Here is a 19885-nt window from a genome sequence, read left to right on the forward strand (position 1 = left end):
CCCTTCGACCTCCAAAATAAATTATAATTACATAATTTTGAATTGTCAATTAAATTTCTTCATAAATTTCTGGAAGATCATTCTCAAATAAAATAAGATCGTATGAATTTAAAAATGTTTTAAGATAATCATTTGCTTCAAAAAAGTTTTTAAATACAAATATTTTTTCTTTAGGAAAATTTACTTCATTTAAACCCTCTAAAATTGGTTTTGTTCTCTTTCCACCAACAAGAAAAACATAATCAACTTTATCTTTCATATATTTTCCAAAATTTTTGTTCTCCTCATATTCTTTTTTTCCAAGTTCTATAAAACCTGGTGTTATTATGATTCTTCTTCCTTCTTTATATTTTGAAATTAAATCTAATGCCATTTTTGCACCAATTGGATTTGAATTATATGCATCATCAACCACAACAACTTTTCCTTTTCTTAAAACATTCAATCTATGTTTAAAGGGTTCCAAAATTTTAACTTTTTCTTTTACTTCATCTATTGATATTTTTAATATTAACGAGACCTCTATTGCAATTAAGAGATTTCTAATTGTTTCTTTTCCGATTAACTTTGTTTCAAAAATTGTTTCTTTCTCAAAAATTTTTATTTTAAATTTTGTTCCAAAAAGACTCTCATCTAAAATTTCAATAAATGGATAATTATTAGAATTGATAGATATTTTAATAATTTTTTCATTATTAAATTGATTTAAAAATTCATTATCTTTATTTAAAATTAATTTTTTGCATTCATCCTTTTTTATGCAATGGTCAATAAGATATTTAAACTCATTTAATATTTTCTCTTTTGAACCAAACTCCTCAAGATGTTGAATTCCAATTGAAGTTATAATAAGAATATTTGGATTGATTAATTTAAGTAATCTTTTAAATCCACCAACTTCATTTTCAGCAATTTCCACAATAAATATCTCAGTTTCTTTTTTTAAATTTTCTCTTATGAATTTTGTAATACCCATTGCTGTATTATAACTTTCTGGGGTCATTACTGCTCTAAATTTATCTTTTATCAATTCGTATATAAAATATTTTGTACTTGTTTTTCCATAACTTCCTGTTACCCCTATAATAAAAGGTCTGTATTCTTTAATTATTTTTATTGCATGATTGAAATATCTATTGTTTATTATGATTTCAAGTGGCAAAATTATTGAATTTAATAAAGCGAGTGTAAAGGGCGTAATAAAAATAAAATAGACTATAATTGTATCTAATTTGTAAATAAATAAAAAAGTTGAGATTATAAAGAAAAATATTAAATTTAGAGAAAAAATTCTTATTAATCTTTTTGTAAAATTTAATTCCTTTTTTGAAAACTTTTTTCTTTTTTTATAGAGTTTTATATTATAAAAAAGAGATAGACATAATAAAAATGCTAAAATTATTTTTAAATAAAAAATGTTAAATTTTAAAAAAAGATTTATAGAAACTAAAATAATTGAAATAATTAAAAAAGCATCATCAAAAATATATTCTTGCTTTTTTCTCATCAATATATGTCTTAAATATTTTATATTGAAATACTCAAGAATTTGAAGAACTTGAAGATAAAATAGAATTCGAAATAAAAATATAAAAAATGATAATATTAAAAGAGTTAAATTAAGAATGTTATTTACTATATTCATTTATAACTTCTCCTAAAAAAGATTTTATTTCTGAAATAACTTTTATTAAATTATCAAGATATGGAAAATGCCCAGCATTTTTTATAATTACCAATTTAGAATTTTTAATATTTTTATTCATTATATACGCATGTCTTAATGGAAGTTCTTTATCGTTTTCACCCCAAAGTATAAGTGTTGGTGTTGAGATTTCTTTCATAATAGAAGTTAAATCTTCATTAACAATCTTTACAAGAGTATCTCTCATAACTCCATCAACGCTTTTATAATCTTTTGAGCCAAATGTTCCTCTTAATATTTTTAATATTTTCTCTCTTCTTTCACCTTTAAAGTTTTTTATTACTAAGTTTTTTAAAAATTTAAATGTTTTTTCTGTAAATTTTTGTTTTAAAGTTTTTGGATCTCTTATTCCAGCACTATCAATCAAAATAAGTGCTTTTAACTTGTCTTTTCTATCCTTTGCAATTCTTATTCCAATTCTTCCACCAAATGAGTGGCCTATAATAATATAATTTTTTAAATTTAAAAAATCTATAAATTTCAATATAAAATTTTTATAATCTTCACCATCAAAAGGTCTTTTGGGAATATCGCTTTTTCCAAAACCTGGAAAATCAAAATAAATAACTTTATATTCTTTTTCTAAATTCATACCAATTGGATAAAGAGAAAAAGAATTTCCACCCCAACCATGAAATAAAAGAATTGGCATTCCATCACCATGAATTTCATAATAGATATTTAAATTGTCTATATTAACAAACATAAATTCTTATTCCCTTTTTAAACTATTATAATTTTGAAGAAGAACATCCGTATCAATTGAAGTTATATTTTTATTTTTATCTTCAAAAACTTCAAAAGCAATATTAATTAAATTATCAATTAATTTATTAAAAGGTATACCAGATGCCTCCCATAAATAAAAAGATAGTGCACCAGGCATTGTGTTTATTTCATTTATATAAACTTTTTCAGTTTGAGAATCCATTAAAAAATCAACTCTTGCTATACCTTTACAATCAAGTGCTTTGAATGCCTTAACTGCTAAATTTTGGATCTCTTTTGTTTTATCTTCACTTAGTTCAGCAGGAATTATATGACCAGATGATTTAGTTTTTGAACTTCCCTTTGAAAAAAGTTTATATTTTGAATCATAATCAAGAAAAATTTTTGGTGTTTTTACCTCTTCTAATTTAGATGGTATTACTTCAATATTTCCCATTACAGAACAATTTATCTCTCTTAAGTTTTTAACACCCTCTTCAACAATTATTTTTGAATCATAATATTTTGCAATCTCCACTCCATATTCAATTTCTTCTCTTTTCTCTGCCCTTGTAATTCCAATGCTTGAGCCTAGATTAGCAGGTTTAACAAAAAGTGGATATTTAATTGTACTTTCTATTTTATTTAAAATTTCATCTTTATTTATTTCCCATTCATATCTTGTAAACCATAAATAGTTTACTATTGGTAAATTATTTGCTTTAAAAATTTCTTTCATTATTACTTTATCCATTCCGATAGAAGAAGCGAGAACTCCAGAACCTACATATGGAACATTCAACATTTCAAATATACCTTGCAATTTTCCATCTTCGCCATAGGTTCCATGAATTACACTAAATGCTATATCAATTGAAATTTTTCTATTTACTATTCCTTCAACTTCAAGCGTTAGTATATTGTCATTTGTTACTTTTATTCCTTTTATTTTTTGTGATATTTTTGGAATATTTGATAAATTTTTAAAACTTTCAATCTTTAAAAGTGAATCGCCTGTAAACCATTCACCCTTTTTTGAAATATAAATTGGAATTACCGAATATTTAGATTTATCAATTGCGTTATAAACTTGCATAGCAGTAATTATTGAAATTTCATGTTCAACTGATTTTGATCCAAAAAAAAGACCAACTCTCTTTTTCATAACTTAAATAATTTTAACATAATTTAATTATTGTTTATAATAAATTAAAGGAGGCAAAGATGGATATTGTGGAGATGTTAAAAAAGGGAATTCAGAGTGAAAATGAGGCTAAAAGATTTTATTATAAACTCTCCCTAAAGGTAATAGATAATAAGGCAAAAAGGAGATTAATAAAATTTTTTAAAGAAGAGGAAAAACATGAGTTGTCATTAAAGAAATTACTTAAAAAAAATTTTAATAAAGAATATAATGCTCAAGAAAGTTTCAAAGAAAATCCAGAATTTTTAAGTGTGGAAGAAGATTTAGGAAAAGATATTAAATCAGTGGATATTGTAAAAATTGCTATAAAATCTGAAATGAATGCTATTAAGTTTTATTCAAGTTTGTTAGATAAAATTAAAAATGGAAGAGATAGAAGAATTATGAATTCACTTATTAAAATGGAAAAAAGTCATGAAGAGTTATTAAGAAGAGAGTATGAGTTGTTAAAAAAAGAGGATTATTGGGCTAAACCTACAATGGAAAATTTAGGAGATTTAAGACTCTAAAAAATTAAATAAAAAGTTGTAAAATATTATTATATTAATTAAAATCTAATTTTGATAACTTTTATTTATTTAAGAGGAGAGATATATATGTTTACTATTGAAGAACAATTAAGAATTATTAAAAAAGGAACTCTTGAAATTATTAATGAAGAAGAGTTAATTGAGAAACTTAAAAAGAATAGACCTTTAAGAGTAAAATTAGGAGTGGATCCAACATCACCAGATATTCATCTTGGTCATACTGTTGTTTTAAATAAATTGAGAGATTTTCAAAATTTGGGTCATCAAGTTATTTTAATAATTGGTAATGGAACTGCTGTTATTGGAGATCCATCGGGAAGAGATAAAACTAGAGCATTCTTAACTCAAGAGGAAATTGAAAAAAATGCAAAGTACTATAGTGAACAAGCATTCAAAATTTTAGATAGAGAAAAAACAGAAATAAGATATAATGGTGATTGGCTTTTACCATTAACACTTAAAGATATTGTTTCACTTTCATCACATTTTACTGTTGCAAGAATTCTTGAAAGAGACGATTTCTTTAATAGATATAAACAAGGGAATGCAATTTATCTTCATGAACTACTTTATCCAGTTATGCAAGCATATGATTCCATAGTTATTGATGCAGATGTTGAATTGGGAGGAAGTGACCAAAAATTTAATCTTTTATGTGGAAGAGAACTTCAAAAAGAACTTGGAAAAGAACCTCAAATTGCAATTTTAATGCCAATTCTAAGAGGAATAGATGGTGTAAAAAGAATGGGTAAAAGTTTAAATAACTACATTGGAATAAATGAGCCTCCAAATGAAATGTTTGGAAAAATTATGAGTATTCCAGATCACTTAATTATTGAATATTTTGAACTTTTGACAAATATTGATCCTCAAGAAATAGAAAATATGAAAAAAGCAATGGAATTAGGTGAAAACCCAATGAAATATAAATTAAATTTAGCAAAAGAATTAGTTAAAAGATATCATTCAGAAGAAGATGCAATAAAAGCAGAAGAAAACTTTATAAAAATTTTTAGTAAAAAGGAGATACCAGAAGAAGTTGAAGTATATGAAGTTTATGAAAATGAAATTAATCTTCTTGAGTTTTTAAAAGAAAAAAAATTAATTCAATCTAAAAGTGAAGGAAGGCGACTTTTTGAACAAGGTGGAATATATGTTAATGGAGAAAGGTTTGATGATCCATCATTTATATTGAAAATTGATCAAGAAAAGATAATAAAAATTGGAAAAAGGAAATTTATAAAGGTGGTTAAAAAATGATTAAAGGTCCAAAAGGTGCACCAGATATATTACCAGAAAAAGTTGAAAAAATAAAAAAAGTAATAGATAAATTAAGAAATTTTGTTGAAAAGTTTGGTTATAGAGAGATTGTACTTCCTATTTTTGAACATTCTGAAATTTTTGAGAGAAGCGTTGGAGAAGAAACAGATATTGTTCAAAAAGAGATGTATACATTTTATGACAAAGGAGGAAGAAAACTCTGCTTAAGACCAGAGGGAACTGCTCAAGTTGTAAGATCATACCTTGAAAACAATTTAAAACAATTACCTCAACCTGTTAAACTATACTATTTTGGTCCAATGTTTAGATATGAAAAACCTCAAAAAGGGAGATTTAGAGAATTCTATCATTTTGGAATTGAAGCACTGGGAGAGGAAAGTCCAAATCTTGATGTAGAAGTAATTTATATTTCAATAAAAGCAATGGAAAATTTTGGATTAAAAGATCTTTCAATACAAATAAATTCAATTGGAGATATTGAAGAGAGAAAAGAGTATAAAAAAGTTCTAATTAACTACTTAAAAGATAAAGAAGGCGAACTTTGTGATGATTGTAAAAAAAGATTATACACAAATCCTCTTCGTGTACTTGATTGTAAAAATGAAAAATGTATAAAAGTAACAGAAAAATCTCCAAAAATTTTGGATTATATAAAAGGAGAAAGTAGGGAACACTTTGATAAAGTTTTAAAAAAATTAGATGAATTAAAAATAAATTATGAATTAAACCACAGATTAGTTAGAGGTCTTGATTATTATAATAGAACTGTTTTTGAAGTTATTTCAAAGGATCTTGGAGCACAAAATTCTATTTTAGGTGGTGGAAGATATGATTATCTTTCTTCTTTCATTGGAGGAGAGAAAGTTCCTGGAGTTGGTTTTGCAATTGGAGTTGAAAGATTAACTCTTGTTTTAGAGAGTAAAAATTTAATTGAAGATAGTAAAAGAAAAATAATTTCTATTTCACCATTAAGCAAAGAGTATTTAGAAGATGCTTTCAACTTTTATTTAGAACTTGGAAAAGATGGATTTAATGTTATCTTCCCATATAATTTTAAAAATTTAAAGGAGTCTATTTCATATTCTTTAAAAAGAAATGCAAATTTTATGATTATTTATGGTGGTGATGAATTAAAAGATGGTTTCTTAATTTTTAAGGATCTTGAAAAAGAAACCCAAACAAAAATAAAAATAGTTGATATAACTAATCTTTTAAAAGAGGTGGAAAATGCTTAGAACCGATTATTGTGGAGAAGTTACAGAAGAGAAAATTGGAAAAGAAGTTGTTTTATGTGGATGGGTAAAAACAATAAGAGATCTTGGTAGTTTAATATTTATTGAATTAAGAGATAGAACTGGATATGTTCAGATTGTTGTTGATAATAGAAATAAAGACAATTTTGAAAAAGCAAAGAAATTAGGAAATGAATATGTTATTAAAGTTAAAGGAATTGTAAGAGAAAGACCAAAAGAAAATATTAATGAAAAAATTAAAACTGGCAAAATAGAAGTTGAGTGTAACGAAATTGAAATAATAAATGAATCCCTCCCTCTTCCTTTTGATCTTGAATCAAGAGAAGAAATAAATGAACTTTTGAGATTGAAATATAGATTTCTTGATTTTAGAAGAGAAGAGATGAAAAATAATCTTTACATAAGATTTAAAACAACAAACCTTATTAGAAATTTCTTAAATGAAGAAGGATTTTGGGAGGTTGAGACTCCAATTTTAACAAAAAGTACACCAGAAGGTGCGAGAGATTTTCTTGTTCCATCAAGAATAAACCCTGGAAAATTTTATGCATTACCTCAATCTCCACAACTTTTCAAACAAATTTTAATGATTTCAGGTATAGATAAATATTATCAAATTGCAAGATGTTTCAGAGACGAAGATTTAAGGGCCGATAGACAACCTGAATTTACACAAGTTGATATAGAAATGTCATTTATAGATGAATCTGATATTATGAATTTAATTGACAGAATGTTTAAGAAATTGTTTAATGAAATTCTTGGTGAAGAATTAGAAATTCCAATTCCTAAAATGAGTTTCAATGATGCTCTTAATTTATATGGAAGCGACAAACCAGATTTAAGATTTGATTTAAAAATTGAAGATTTTACAGATATCTTTAGTGAATCTCAGTTCAAAATAATAAGGGAGGGAGTTATAAAAGGAAATAGAGTTAAGGGATTTATTATAAAAGATAAAATAGTTTCAAGAAAAGAAAAAGATGAAATTGAAAATATTGTTAAAGAATCAGATCTTTCTGGAGTAATATTTTTTAATATAGATAAAAAAATAAGTTCTCCACTCAATAATTACATAAATGAGAAAGAGACAATAAAGTTAAGAAAAATAATCAATGAAAATGATACGCTTCTTTTATTTATAGGTGATGGTGAAGAGTTTTTAACAAATCTTGGAAGAGTTAGAATTTTTTTAGGCAACAAATACAATTTAATAAATAAGAAAATACATAAACTTTTATGGGTTACAGACTTTCCTCTTTTTGAATGGAATAAAGAAGAAAATAGATGGGATTCAAGACATCACCCATTTACATCTCCAAAACCTGAACATATAGAACTTCTTGATAAGGATCCATCAAAAGTACTTGCAAGAGCATATGATTTTGTAATGGATGGCTTTGAAATTGGTGGAGGAAGTATAAGAATTCATAATATTAATTTACAAATGAAAATCTTTAAACTTTTAGGATATTCTGAAAAAGAAGTTGAAGACAGATTTGATTTCTTTTTAAACGCATTAAAATATGGAGCACCTATTCATGGAGGTATTGCACTTGGACTTGATAGAATAGTTATGATTTTTGTAAATGGAGAGAGTTTAAGAGATGTTATTCCATTTCCAAAAACTCAAAAAGGGACTTGCCTTCTCACAAATGCACCTTCTGATGTAAGTGAAAAACAATTAAAAGAATTGAAAATAAAAATTGAAGATCAAAATTGATATAATTAAATTGTGAATTTAATTGTTACACATTCAACAGCAGATTTTGATGCTTTAGCATCCCTCGTATTAGCAGGGAAGATATTTCCTAATTCTATTTGTCTTATACCTTCATTTTCATCTTCTGTTTACTCTTTTTTCTCTTTATATGGAAATCTTTTTGAAAATTTAAAGAATCTCAAAGATATAGATTTAAACAAAATAGATAGAGTAATTATGGTTGATACACAATATCCAGAGAGAGTTACTGGTTTAACAGAATTTATTCAAAATCACAAAAATATTTTAATTATTGATCATCACTACCCAGATGAAGAAGTTAAATTAAATGCAAAGAGAATTACAAAAGAGGTTGGCGCAACTACATCAATTTTGATTCATATGCTTAAAAATAAAAAGAAAATAGATATAAAATCTATTGAAGCAACTCTCTTTGCGTTAGGTATTTATGAGGATACTGGCAACCTTCTTTTTATTACTACAAAGCCCTATGATATTGAAGCCTTAAATTACATTTTTAAATATGATGTTGATTTAAAGATAGTCTCAAAATATCTTATAACATATTTAACAGAACAACAAAAAATAATTTTTGAAAAAATACTTTCTAATCTAAATGTTGAAAATATTAATGGATATAAAATTGGAATATCAAAAGTAAAAATTCCTGAATATACTGAAGGAGTTGGTTTTCTTGTTCATAAAGTTTTAGAATTACTTGATCTAGACGCAGTTTTTTCAATATTAATTATGAATAAAAAAACAGTTTTAATTGGAAGAAGTAGAAGCGAAGAAGTAAATGTAAAAAAGATAGTTGAAAATTTCGGAGGAGCAGGCCATAAAACTGCCGCGTCTGCAAATTTTAATACAATTAAAAATTCGAGAATTTATCAGAAGTTGATAAGGGCTATAAAAGAGAATGTAAAGATTAAAATACTTGCAAAAGATATTATGAGTTCACCTGTTAAAACTGTAGATCAAGATGCAAGTTTAGAAGAAGCCAAAAATATAATGTTAAGATACAACTATTCAGGTTTACCTGTTGTTAATAAAAAGGGCAAAATAATAGGAATTATAACAAGAAGCGAAATTTCAAAAGTAGAACTTTTAGGACTTACAAATCTTAAAGTTAAAGATTTTATGATTGAAAAATATTATTTTGTATCACCTGATACTCCAATTGATGAAGTTGAAAAAATAATGGTTGAGAGAAATATCGGAAGAATATCTGTTGTTGTTAAAGGAAAAGTTGTTGGAATTATAACAAGAAGTGATATTTTAAGAGGATTATATCTTAAAAATGAGGATAGTTTTTCACCAATTGAACAAGAAAAAGTTTTAAAACTAATTAATAAAATAATATCTAAAAAAACAATTAAATTACTTAAAAAAATTGGTGAACTTTCGAATAAACTAAACGAAAGAGCCTATGTTGTTGGTGGGTTTGTAAGAGATCTATTTTTAAACAAAGAAACAAAAGATATAGATATTGTTGTTGAAGGTGATTCAATTTTACTTGCTCAAGAAATAAAAAAAGAAATGAACGTAAACATTCATATTTACCCAGATTTTAAAACATGCACTATAAATTTCCCTGATGGTTTAAGAATTGATATAGCATCTTCAAGAAGAGAATATTATAAAGAACCAGCATCTTTACCAAAAGTTGAAATAAGTCATAGTTTAAGAGAAGATCTATTAAGAAGAGATTTTACAATTAATACTTTAGCAATCTCCATAAATAAAAACTCTTTTGGGAAATTAATTGATCTTCTTGGTGGATATAAAGATCTTAAAGATAAAAAAATTAGAGTTTTACATAAATTAAGTTTTATTGATGATCCTTCAAGAATTATGAGAGCAATAAGATATTCAACAAAATTAAAATTTAAAATAGAAAAAGAGACCAAAAATTTAATAATTAGCACCCTTAAGACAGGTCTTTTTACAGACGCAAGAAATACAAGAATAAAAGATGAGTTATTTTTGATATTGGGAGATAAAGATACAGTTATTAATGGTCTCAAAATTATGAAGAAATTAGGTGTTCTTAAAATGATCCATAGAAAACTTGAGTTAAATAAAGATACTTTAAGTTTAATTGAAAAAAGTAGTAAATTGATAGATGAACTAGTTAAAAGAAATGAGGAGATTAAAAGAGATGAAGCAAACTTCTTTTTATTAATAACAGAATTAAATTATGTAAATAGAAAAGAGTTAATAGAGAGATGGAATCTTAAAAGAGATTTTATAAAAGATGAAAATTATTATATCGAAATAAGAGAAAATTTAAAAGATGCTAACACAAATTATGAAGTTTATACTCTACTAAAGAATTTATCTATTTATGAGTTGATTTATCTTTCTAATTTTAAAGAAATTGAAGATAAGGTAAAAAATTATTTATTTAATTTAAAAAATTTAAAATTAAGAATAACTGGAAAAGATTTAATAAAATTAGGTTTTAAACCATCTGTTGAATTTAGAGAAATTTTTGAATATATAAGAAAAGAACTTCTTGAAGGAAAAATTAAAACTTATGAAGATGAAATTAATTTCGCTAAAAAATTGTTAGAAATGAAAGGAGAAAAAGTATGTTAAACAATTTATTAGAAATACTTTTTTTATTACCAAGTATAATAATAGCAATTATATTTCATGAAGTGGCTCATGGATATATTGCTTATAAACTTGGAGATGAGACTCCAAAAGAGTACGGAAGATTAACCCTTGATCCAACAAAACATATTGATTTATTTGGAACAATCCTCCTTCCTGTATTACTTCTTTTAAGTTCAAATTTTAAAATTGCATTTGGTTGGGCAAAGCCTGTTCCAATAAACTTTTATAGATTTAGAAACATCAGAAGAGATCTTGTTTTTGTTTCAATTGCAGGACCCTTAACAAATATAATTCTTGCAATAATTTTTAGTATTATTTTTAAATTAGTTGTTTTACCATTTCCAAAAATATCAACATCATATATTTCTATATTTGTTCAATATAGTGTATTAATAAATTTAATTCTTGCATTTTTTAATCTGATTCCTATACCACCTCTTGATGGTTCAAGAATACTCTATAGTATTATTTTTAAATACCCACAAGATGCATTAAAAAATAGAAATTTAGAAATTTATGGATCGCTTATTTTAATAGTTTTACTATTTTTTGGTATAATTGGAAAAATTTTATCTCCTTTAATTATAAGAGTTTCTCATTTTTTGTTATGGTGAACACTTTAAATCAAATAAAAGAAAATAGAGCAGTTTTAATAGGTTTTATAAAAAATGAAATTAATGAATTTTTACCAGAAGAAACTCTTAATGAACTTGAACTTCTTACAGAAACATTAGGACTAAAGGTTACTTACAAAATTTTGAAAAGATTAAGAGAGATAAATCCAAAATATTATATTGGAAAAGGAGCATTAGAAGAAATCAAACTTATTGCACAAAAAGAAAATGCAAAATATCTTATTTTTGATGAGACATTATCTTATTCTCAAATTAAAAATATCTCTGAATACACAAATTTATATGTTCTTGATAGACCTCATTTGATAATTGAAATATTTGAGAAAAGAGCAAAAACAAATGAAGCAAAAATTCAAGTTGAACTTGCTCGACTAAAAATGGAACTTCCAGCAATAATTGGAATTGGTAAAAGTTTAGATCAACAAATGGGAATTGTTGGTATAAGAGCAGGAAGAGGTGAAAAACTTATTGAATTGAAAAGAAGAGCAATTGAGAGAAGAATAAATAATCTAAATAAAGAACTTAAAAAAATAGAAAAAAGAAGGGAAATTAGAAGAAAATTAAGAGAGAAATCTCAAATTCCAGTAGTCTCAATTGTTGGATATACAAATTCTGGAAAATCGACTCTTTTTAATGCATTAACAAATGAAGAAACTTATACTGAAAATATGTTATTTGCAACCTTAGACACTTTAGTAAGAAAAGCATATTTAAAAAAATATGATAAAGAGATTCTTGTAATAGATACTGTTGGATTTATTCAAAAATTACCACCTTTACTTATATCATCGTTTAAATCAACACTTGAAGAGATAAATTACTCAGATCTTATAATTCATCTTATTGATGCTTCATCTCCATCTTTTAAAAAACACATGATTTCTGTTAAAGAAATTTTGGATGAAATTTTATATAAAGAGATTAAAATTTTAAATGTTTATAATAAAATTGATCTTTTAAATGAATATCAAATTGAAAGAATAAAAAAAGAAGATGAAACTGGGATATTAATTTCAGCATTAAAAAAAATAAATATAGATGAACTTAAAGATAAAATTGGATATGAACTTTTTGAGAGAGCAGATATTTTAAAATATTAATTTTTATCCTTTGAGTGGGGATGAAAATTTTCATAAATTTTCTTGAGATTTTCTTTTGTTAGATGAGTATATATTTGAGTTGTAGAAAGTTTTGAATGACCTAATAATTCTTGAACAACTCTTAAATCTGCTCCATTTGTAAGAAGATGTGTTGCAAAAGTGTGTCTTAATGTATGGGGTGTAACTTTTTTATAAGGCACAACTTTTTTTGCATATTTTTCTACAATTAACCTTATTCCCTTGTCTGTTAAAGGCATCCCATTTCTATTAATAAATAAAACATTTGAGTTCTTTTTCCTTCTTTTAAGATATTCATTTATCATTTCTTTCAATTCTTGTGTTATAAAAATAACTCTCTCTTTTTTACCTTTTCCTGTTATAATAACCTCTCCTTTATCAAGATCAAGTTGAGATAATTTTAAACTTATAATTTCAGAAACCCTCATTCCAGTTGAATATAAAAATGTTAAAATTAATTTATCTCTAAAACCTAATAATGTTTTATCATTCGGTGAATTTAATAATTTCATAACTTCTTCTTCTGTTAAAAAGGTTGGAAGTTTTTTATCTACTTTTGGTAATTCTAATGTTATTAAAGGATTTTTATCTATTACTCCATCTTTAAGTAAAAATTTATAAAAACTTCTAATTGAAGAAATTTTTCTTGATATTGATTTTTTATCTAACCCTTTCTCCTTTAATTCTATCAAGAAACTCCTTAAAGAGTTTCTTGATATGGTTTTATAATCAAAATTATTTTTTTTAACAAATTCATAAAAATCAAGCAAATCTCTTTTGTATGCTCTAAGAGTGTGTTTTGAAGAATTTTTAAGTTTTTCCATATAAACTAGAAAATCATTTATCTTCTCTTTCAATTTTCATCTCCTTTATATAAAAAATCGAAAATAATAACATTAAAGTTAATATAGTAAAAAATATAATTCTATAAAATGCTCTAATAAAAAATTCAATTGGTAATAAAACAATTAATCTATCTTTCTCAGGATCAAGTAACCAATATTCATTTTTAAAAAATATTTTATGAAAAAAAGTAAAAGATTTATCAAATGAAAATAAAAGAATAACAAAAATTAATATGCCTACTGGAATTAGAGAATAAAGAAAAATATTTGGTAAATCATTTTTTCTAATTAATAAAAAAATTAAGATTAAAAAAAATGTTGTTATATATATTACATAATTAAATATTTTTTTAACATCTTCCATATGTATTATTTCTTTTTCATTAAAAAAATTTTTAAAACCAGGAATTTCAAGATTTTCTCTTTTTCCAATAAGATATTCAGGTATAACTTGTGCAGCATACCTAATAAATTTTGGATCAATTTTTAATTCAATTTCAGGTTTATACCTTTGAAATTCAGACATGTAATAATTTTTAGAAAAAGCAATTATTAGGGTGAAAATAAGAAGAAGTGTTATTGGAATTAATATAATTAAAATAACTTTTCTCACTTTCTAAAAATTAAGTTAAGAATAATTGTTAAAATAATTGAAAGTAGGATCATAGATACAATAGGAATATAAATTACTAAATTCTTTTTTCTAATAACTATATCTCCTGGAAGTTTAAATAGAGGTAATTTATCACTAAAATATGAAATTATTCCAATTAATAAAATTATAATACCAAATATTATTAAAATTTTTGAAAACTCTTTTATCATCTTCCACCTCCGAACCTTTCAATTTCCGAAAATATACATCCACAATATTTTTGTCTATATAAATTATAATCTTTAGATAGTTTAACTCCATCAGCATATCTTTCTCTTAAATCAAAATATATAAAGTTTAAATCATAATTTTTTGCTAATAATTCTCCTATAGTTTTAATGATATCATGCTTTTGATAAGGCGAGTAAAGCATTGTTGTTGTAAAATTCTTAATATTCAACTCTTTAGAAATAATTGCTGCTTGATTTAATCTTAGTTGATAACAAAATTTACATCTATCTTCAAAATTTTTTGTGATATTCATAAAATAATCTTTATACTCATATTTTGCAACTATATAATTTATTTTCTGATTTTCAGCAAAACTTTTGAATGAATTTAATCTTTCAAGGTACTCTTTATAAGGATGGATATTTGGATTATAGAAAAAAAGAGTAATCTCATAATCTTTTTTAAACTTATCAATTACTAAAATTGAACATGGTGCGCAACATGTATGAATTAATATACTTTCCATCTAAAACATAGTCCTCTTTTTAATTGTTAGATATTTATATGCATTTTCTGTTGCAACTCTTCCACGAGGAGTTCTTTCTATAAAATTAATCTGAAGAAGATATGGTTCATATATATCTTCAATTGTATCTTTATCTTCATTTAAAACTGCACAAAGAGTTTCAATTCCTGTTGGCCCTCCATTAAATTTTTCAATTAAAGTTGTTACAAGTTTTCTATCTTGCGGAGTTAAACCAAACTCATCAATGCCTAAAGAGTTAAATGTCTCAATTAAAATATTTTTATCAATAATTCCTTTGTTTTTTATCTCAGAAAAATCTCTAACTCTTTTTAAAATTCTAATTGCAACACGAGGAGTTCCTCTTGATCTTTTTGCAATTTCAATTGCATCATCTTCTTTTATGTCTATTTTTAAATATTTTGCTGCTCTAAAAATAATTTTTACAAGAGAGTCAATATTATAAAAATCGAGTTTTAATACTATTCCAAATCTTTCTCTTAACGGTGATGTTAACATTCCTGCTCTTGTTGTAGAGCCTATTAGTGTAAATGGTTCTAAATTTATTGTTAAAGTTTTTGCAGATGGCCCTTTTCCATAAACAATGTGAAGTTTATAATCTTCCATTGCTGGATAAAGAGTCTCTTCTACTGAATGAGGAATTCTATGAATTTCATCAATAAAAAATATAGAACCTTTTTTTAAAGATGTTAAAATTGCTGCAACATCTCCTGGCTTTTCAAGTGATGGACCTGTAACTTGCTTTAAATCTCTATTCATCTCTTTTGCAATTACATAAGCAAGCGTAGTTTTTCCAATTCCTGGAGGTCCATAAAGTAAAATATGATCAATTGGTTCGCCTCTTTTTTTCGCTGCATCGAGAAAAACTTTAAGATTGTCTTTTACTTTTTCTTGACCAATATATTCATCAAGAGATTCTGGCCTCAAATTGAATTCTCTAAACTCTTCACTCATTTTTTATCACCTTTAAAATCTCTTTTACATAATCTTCAAGAGATATTTTATCATATGAATTAACCTTTCTTATTGCTTCAATAATTTCGTCTTTTTCAAAACCAAGAGACATTAAAATTTTAATAGCATCCAAAGTTTTTTTATCCTTTACCTTTAAAGCCTCTATTTCTTCACTTAAAAATTCATATATTTCTTCAAGTATCTTTTTTCTTACTCCCTTTACAAGAAGTGGTTCTCCCTTTTTTATTCTTTCATATATTTCATCAATTGTATAAAATTTAAAAATTTGTAAGAGAGATTTTGGACCAACTTGAGGAAGTTTTATTAATTTTTCAAAAAGATTAACTTCCTCAAAAGTTAAAAATCCATAAAGATTTATCTCCTTTTCAGATATAAAAAGAGAAGTATAAATTTCATTTTTTATTTTTTCAGGATATGGAACAAAAATTTTAAAACCAATTCCACCTTTTGTTAAAAAAATAATAAAATCTTCTTCTCTTTTTAAAACTTCGCCATTAAGATATGAGATCACTTTTTTCTCTTAAAGACTTTAAATTTATAAATGATGTTGCAAGTGCGATTGCATCAACTGTATCATCTTCTTTTATTTCTATGTTATACAAAATTTTAACCATCTTTTTCATATTATTTTTTTTAGAACCCCCAAAACCTGTAAAATATAATTTAACATTACTTGGATTTAATTCATAAACTTTAGATTTAAACTCCCCTGCAATTAATAATATTACTCCTTTTACTTCTCCAATTTTTATAGCAGTTTTAATATTTTTTTTAAAATAGATATTTTCAATGACTGTATATGTAGGATAATAGTTTTTATAAATATTTTTTAAACTGTTATAAACTTTTAATAATCTCTCTTCTTCGTTTAATTCTTTTTCAGTTTTTATTAAACCAAAATCAATTAGATTTGGTGGATCTTTATCTTCAATTATTGCCCATCCAAGATTAGAAAGCCCAGGATCAATTCCCAAAACATACATTTATTTTAGTGTGAGTGCTATTCTTTCCATTTCTTCTTCTGAGATATCGAAGTTAGAATAAACTTTTTGGACATCATCATGCTCTTCAAGTTCATTTATAAGTTTCAATAGTTGTTCTGCCTTTTCTCCTTCAACTTTAACACTATTTTTAGGAATCATTGTAAAATCTGATGATAGAACTTTAATTCCATTTTCCTCAAGTTTTGTTTTTATTCTGAATAAATCTTGAGGGGATGTATAAACAAAAATGTCATCTCCATCTCTTTTGACATCTTCTGCACCTAATTCTGCTGCAAGAAGAAGTAGTTCATCATCTGAAAGAGGTTTTGGGTCAACTTTTATTTCTCCCTTTCTTTCAAACATCCATGAAACACAACCACTTTCACCTAAACTTCCACCATGTTCATTAAAAATTTTTCTAATTTCTGCTGTAGTTCTATTTCTGTTGTCTGTAGAAGCCTCTATGTATATTGCAACACTTCCTGGGCCATAACCTTCATATGTAATCTCTTCATATTTTTCACCCTCAATTTCACCAGTTCCTCTCTGAATTGCTTTTTTAATATTTTCAGAAGGCATATTAGCTTCTTTAGCTCTTTCAATTGCAAGTCTAAGTCTTGGGTTTGTTTCAGGATCTCCACCACCTTGCCTTGCTGCAATTGTTATCTCCCTTATTAACTTTGAAAATATTTTTCCTCTTTTTTTATCTTCTGCTGTTTTTTTGGCTGCTATATTATGCCATTTTGAATGTCCAGACATAACTTACCTCCTTTTTAATATTATATCAATAAACATCTTATGAATTCTAATATCATCTGTTAATTCAGGGTGAAAAGAGGAACCTAAAATATTTCCTTCTTTTACTAAAACTGGTCCTTCATCAACAGATGAAAGGACTTCAACACCATTTCCAACTTCACTTACAACTGGTGCTCTTATAAAAACTCCTTTAAATGGTTTATCAAAACCTTTTACATCTAAATCTATTTCCATGCTCTCTCTTTGACTTCCAAAAGCATTTCTTCTTATTACTACATTTAAAACTTCTAAAAGTGGTTGATTATAGTTTTGTTCAATTTTTTTTGATAAAAGAATAAGACCAGCACAAGTTCCAAAAACAGGAAATCCATTCTTTATCTTCTCTTTAAGAAATTCTTTTATTTCATATCTTTCTAATAATTTTCCGATAGTTGTAGATTCTCCGCCTGGAATTATTAATCCATTTACTTTATCAAGATCTTCTCTTTTTTTAACAAGATATGGTTCAACAAAATCAAATTTTTTTAAAAATTCATAATGCTCAATAAATGCACCTTGGAGAGCCAAAACTCCTACTCTTACCATCCTCTTCTTTCATACCTCTCTTCCTCTTTAAGTGTTCTTATATCAATACCGATCATTGGTTCACCAAGATCTTTTGATATTTCAGCAAGAATATATGGGTCATCAAAATATGTTACAGCATCAACTATTGCTTTTGCTCTTTTTTGCGGGTTTTTAGATTTAAAAATTCCTGAACCCACAAAAACTCCATCTGCACCTAATTGCATCATAAGTGCTGCATCTGCAGGAGTTGCAATTCCACCTGCTGCAAAATTTACTACTGGCAACCTTTTTAATTTTTTAACTTCTAAAACAAGTTCATATGGTGCTCCTAAATTTTTTGCTTCAGCATATAACTCTTCATCTGACATTGATGATATTTTTCTTATTTCATCCATAATTTTTCTCATATGTCTTACTGCCTCAACGACATTTCCAGTTCCTGCTTCACCTTTTGTTCTTATCATGCTAGCACCTTCATTTATTCTTCTTAATGCTTCTCCAAGATCTCTTGCACCACATACAAATGGCACTTTAAATTTCCATTTATCTATATGATGTTCTTCATCAGCAGGAGTTAAAACTTCACTCTCATCTATAAAATCAACTCCAAGTGCCTCAAGTATCTGTGCTTCAACAAAATGCCCAATTCTAACTTTTGCCATTACAGGAATTGTTACTGCATTTTTAATTTTTTCAATAATGACTGGATCTGCCATTCTTGCAACTCCACCTTCTTTTCTTATATCTGCAGGAACTCTCTCAAGAGCCATAACAGCAACTGCACCTGCTTCTTCAGCAATTTTTGCTTGTTCTTCATTAGTAACATCCATAATAACTCCACCTTTTAGCATCTGTGCTAAGCCTCTTTTCACCTTTATTGTTCCATATTCTCTCATTCTAAAACCTCCAAAAAATATTTTACCATCTTATTTATTTTAAATCAATTAATTATAGAGATTTAAAAAGTTAAAATAATCTATCAATTTTAATTTTTTGATATATTAGATCTAAATAGTCTACAAAAATTCTATTAAAATTTCTTATATTTTTCCTAATGGCATTAGATATAATGGAAATTCATCTTCTTCTAATTTTAAAATTTCTTTAACTTCTTCATCATAAAATGCACCAATTGCAACAGTTCCAATATTTAAGGATGTAGCCATAAGATAAATATTTTGAGATGAATGGCCTGCTTCCATATGAATATATCTTATTCCTCTTTCGTCATATCTTCTTGTTGTTATCCTATTTATTGATGTAATAATAATTATTGCAGCACTTTTTCTTATAGATGATTGATTAAGACAGGCCCTTGTGAGTTGATTTATAATATTAGTGTTAAAAATTTTTATTAATAAATGATTTTCATAATCATAAAAATATAAACCCAACTCTAATCCATTTACTTTTTTTGAATAAAGATAGAATCTAAGAGGATAAAGAGCACCTGCAGAAGGAATTTTTGAAGCAGAATAAAGTAAATTTGAAATTTCTTGAAGTTCAAGGGGTTCGTCTTTATATTCTCTAATAGATTTTCTTTTTTTAATTGCATTTAATAAGGTAAAATTATTATCTTGTGGATCAGGTAAAAAAATTTTTTCCAT

At 25.6% G+C, this 19885-nt stretch carries 21 protein-coding genes; 7 read left to right on the forward strand and 14 right to left on the reverse strand.

The window, feature by feature from the left end; genetic code table 11:
• Positions 1-49: 49 nt before the first annotated feature.
• The 3 genes from murF to QMD25_06500 are packed head-to-tail and all read right to left on the reverse strand — an operon-like array spanning position 50 to position 3578.
• Positions 50-1645, reverse strand: a complete 1596-nt coding sequence (murF, locus tag QMD25_06490; GenBank protein MDI6861630.1) for a UDP-N-acetylmuramoyl-tripeptide--D-alanyl-D-alanine ligase — start codon at positions 1643-1645, stop codon at positions 50-52.
• The gene (locus QMD25_06495; GenBank protein ID MDI6861631.1) at positions 1629-2411 is read right to left on the reverse strand and encodes an alpha/beta hydrolase; all 783 of its coding nucleotides are present in this window, start codon (positions 2409-2411) and stop codon (positions 1629-1631) included. Before QMD25_06495 ends, murF begins: the two co-directional genes overlap by 17 nt.
• Positions 2412-2417: 6 nt before the next feature.
• Positions 2418-3578 carry a D-alanine--D-alanine ligase family protein gene (locus tag QMD25_06500; GenBank protein ID MDI6861632.1) on the reverse strand — a complete coding sequence of 387 codons (1161 nt, stop codon included), beginning with the start codon at positions 3576-3578 and terminating at the stop codon, positions 2418-2420.
• A 59-nt stretch (positions 3579-3637) separates the two neighbouring features.
• Between QMD25_06500 and QMD25_06505 the strand changes: the two genes are divergently transcribed.
• From QMD25_06505 to hflX, 7 genes are all read left to right on the forward strand, one after another.
• Complete coding sequence (locus QMD25_06505) at positions 3638-4126, forward strand: ferritin family protein (GenBank protein MDI6861633.1); 489 nt, start codon at positions 3638-3640, stop codon at positions 4124-4126.
• 87 nt (positions 4127-4213) lie between these two features.
• Positions 4214-5407, forward strand: a complete 1194-nt coding sequence (tyrS, locus tag QMD25_06510) for a tyrosine--tRNA ligase (GenBank protein ID MDI6861634.1) — start codon at positions 4214-4216, stop codon at positions 5405-5407.
• Complete coding sequence (hisS, locus tag QMD25_06515; GenBank protein ID MDI6861635.1) at positions 5404-6663, forward strand: histidine--tRNA ligase; 1260 nt, start codon at positions 5404-5406, stop codon at positions 6661-6663. The genes tyrS and hisS overlap by 4 nt, the downstream gene beginning before the upstream one ends.
• Positions 6656-8404, forward strand: coding sequence for an aspartate--tRNA ligase (gene aspS / locus QMD25_06520; protein MDI6861636.1), 1749 nt, complete (start codon positions 6656-6658; stop codon positions 8402-8404). Before hisS ends, aspS begins: the two co-directional genes overlap by 8 nt.
• 12 nt (positions 8405-8416) lie before the next feature.
• A complete protein-coding gene (locus QMD25_06525) occupies positions 8417-11005 on the forward strand; it encodes a CBS domain-containing protein (GenBank protein ID MDI6861637.1) in 2589 nt (862 codons plus the stop codon).
• Entirely contained in the window at positions 10999-11640 is a 642-nt protein-coding gene (locus QMD25_06530; GenBank protein ID MDI6861638.1) for a site-2 protease family protein, read from the forward strand. The genes QMD25_06525 and QMD25_06530 overlap by 7 nt, the downstream gene beginning before the upstream one ends.
• Complete coding sequence (hflX, locus tag QMD25_06535; protein ID MDI6861639.1) at positions 11634-12761, forward strand: GTPase HflX; 1128 nt, start codon at positions 11634-11636, stop codon at positions 12759-12761. The genes QMD25_06530 and hflX overlap by 7 nt, the downstream gene beginning before the upstream one ends.
• Here hflX and xerC read toward each other — a convergent pair.
• The 11 genes from xerC to QMD25_06590 form a co-directional block, all read right to left on the reverse strand.
• Positions 12758-13636: a tyrosine recombinase XerC gene (gene xerC / locus QMD25_06540; protein ID MDI6861640.1), complete on the reverse strand. Its 879-nt coding sequence runs from the start codon at positions 13634-13636 to the stop codon at positions 12758-12760. The genes hflX and xerC overlap by 4 nt on opposite strands.
• Complete coding sequence (locus tag QMD25_06545) at positions 13617-14237, reverse strand: TIGR01906 family membrane protein (GenBank protein ID MDI6861641.1); 621 nt, start codon at positions 14235-14237, stop codon at positions 13617-13619. Before QMD25_06545 ends, xerC begins: the two co-directional genes overlap by 20 nt.
• A complete protein-coding gene (locus QMD25_06550; protein ID MDI6861642.1) occupies positions 14234-14449 on the reverse strand; it encodes a DUF2905 domain-containing protein in 216 nt (71 codons plus the stop codon). Before QMD25_06550 ends, QMD25_06545 begins: the two co-directional genes overlap by 4 nt.
• Positions 14446-14976: an epoxyqueuosine reductase QueH gene (locus QMD25_06555; protein ID MDI6861643.1), complete on the reverse strand. Its 531-nt coding sequence runs from the start codon at positions 14974-14976 to the stop codon at positions 14446-14448. Before QMD25_06555 ends, QMD25_06550 begins: the two co-directional genes overlap by 4 nt.
• Complete coding sequence (gene ruvB / locus QMD25_06560; GenBank protein MDI6861644.1) at positions 14977-15948, reverse strand: Holliday junction branch migration DNA helicase RuvB; 972 nt, start codon at positions 15946-15948, stop codon at positions 14977-14979.
• Entirely contained in the window at positions 15941-16480 is a 540-nt protein-coding gene (locus QMD25_06565; GenBank protein ID MDI6861645.1) for an OB-fold domain-containing protein, read from the reverse strand. The genes ruvB and QMD25_06565 overlap by 8 nt, the downstream gene beginning before the upstream one ends.
• Complete coding sequence (locus QMD25_06570) at positions 16464-16943, reverse strand: crossover junction endodeoxyribonuclease RuvC (protein ID MDI6861646.1); 480 nt, start codon at positions 16941-16943, stop codon at positions 16464-16466. The genes QMD25_06565 and QMD25_06570 overlap by 17 nt, the downstream gene beginning before the upstream one ends.
• A 9-nt stretch (positions 16944-16952) precedes the next feature.
• Entirely contained in the window at positions 16953-17711 is a 759-nt protein-coding gene (locus QMD25_06575) for a YebC/PmpR family DNA-binding transcriptional regulator (GenBank protein ID MDI6861647.1), read from the reverse strand.
• 3 nt (positions 17712-17714) lie between these two features.
• Entirely contained in the window at positions 17715-18296 is a 582-nt protein-coding gene (gene pdxT, locus QMD25_06580; protein MDI6861648.1) for a pyridoxal 5'-phosphate synthase glutaminase subunit PdxT, read from the reverse strand.
• Positions 18290-19174 carry a pyridoxal 5'-phosphate synthase lyase subunit PdxS gene (gene pdxS / locus QMD25_06585; protein ID MDI6861649.1) on the reverse strand — a complete coding sequence of 295 codons (885 nt, stop codon included), beginning with the start codon at positions 19172-19174 and terminating at the stop codon, positions 18290-18292. The genes pdxT and pdxS overlap by 7 nt, the downstream gene beginning before the upstream one ends.
• Before the next feature lie 144 nt (positions 19175-19318).
• A complete protein-coding gene (locus QMD25_06590; protein ID MDI6861650.1) occupies positions 19319-19885 on the reverse strand; it encodes a SagB/ThcOx family dehydrogenase in 567 nt (188 codons plus the stop codon).

The organism is Caldisericia bacterium, from assembly GCA_030018355.1.
GTDB lineage: Bacteria > Caldisericota > Caldisericia > B22-G15 > B22-G15 > JAAYUH01.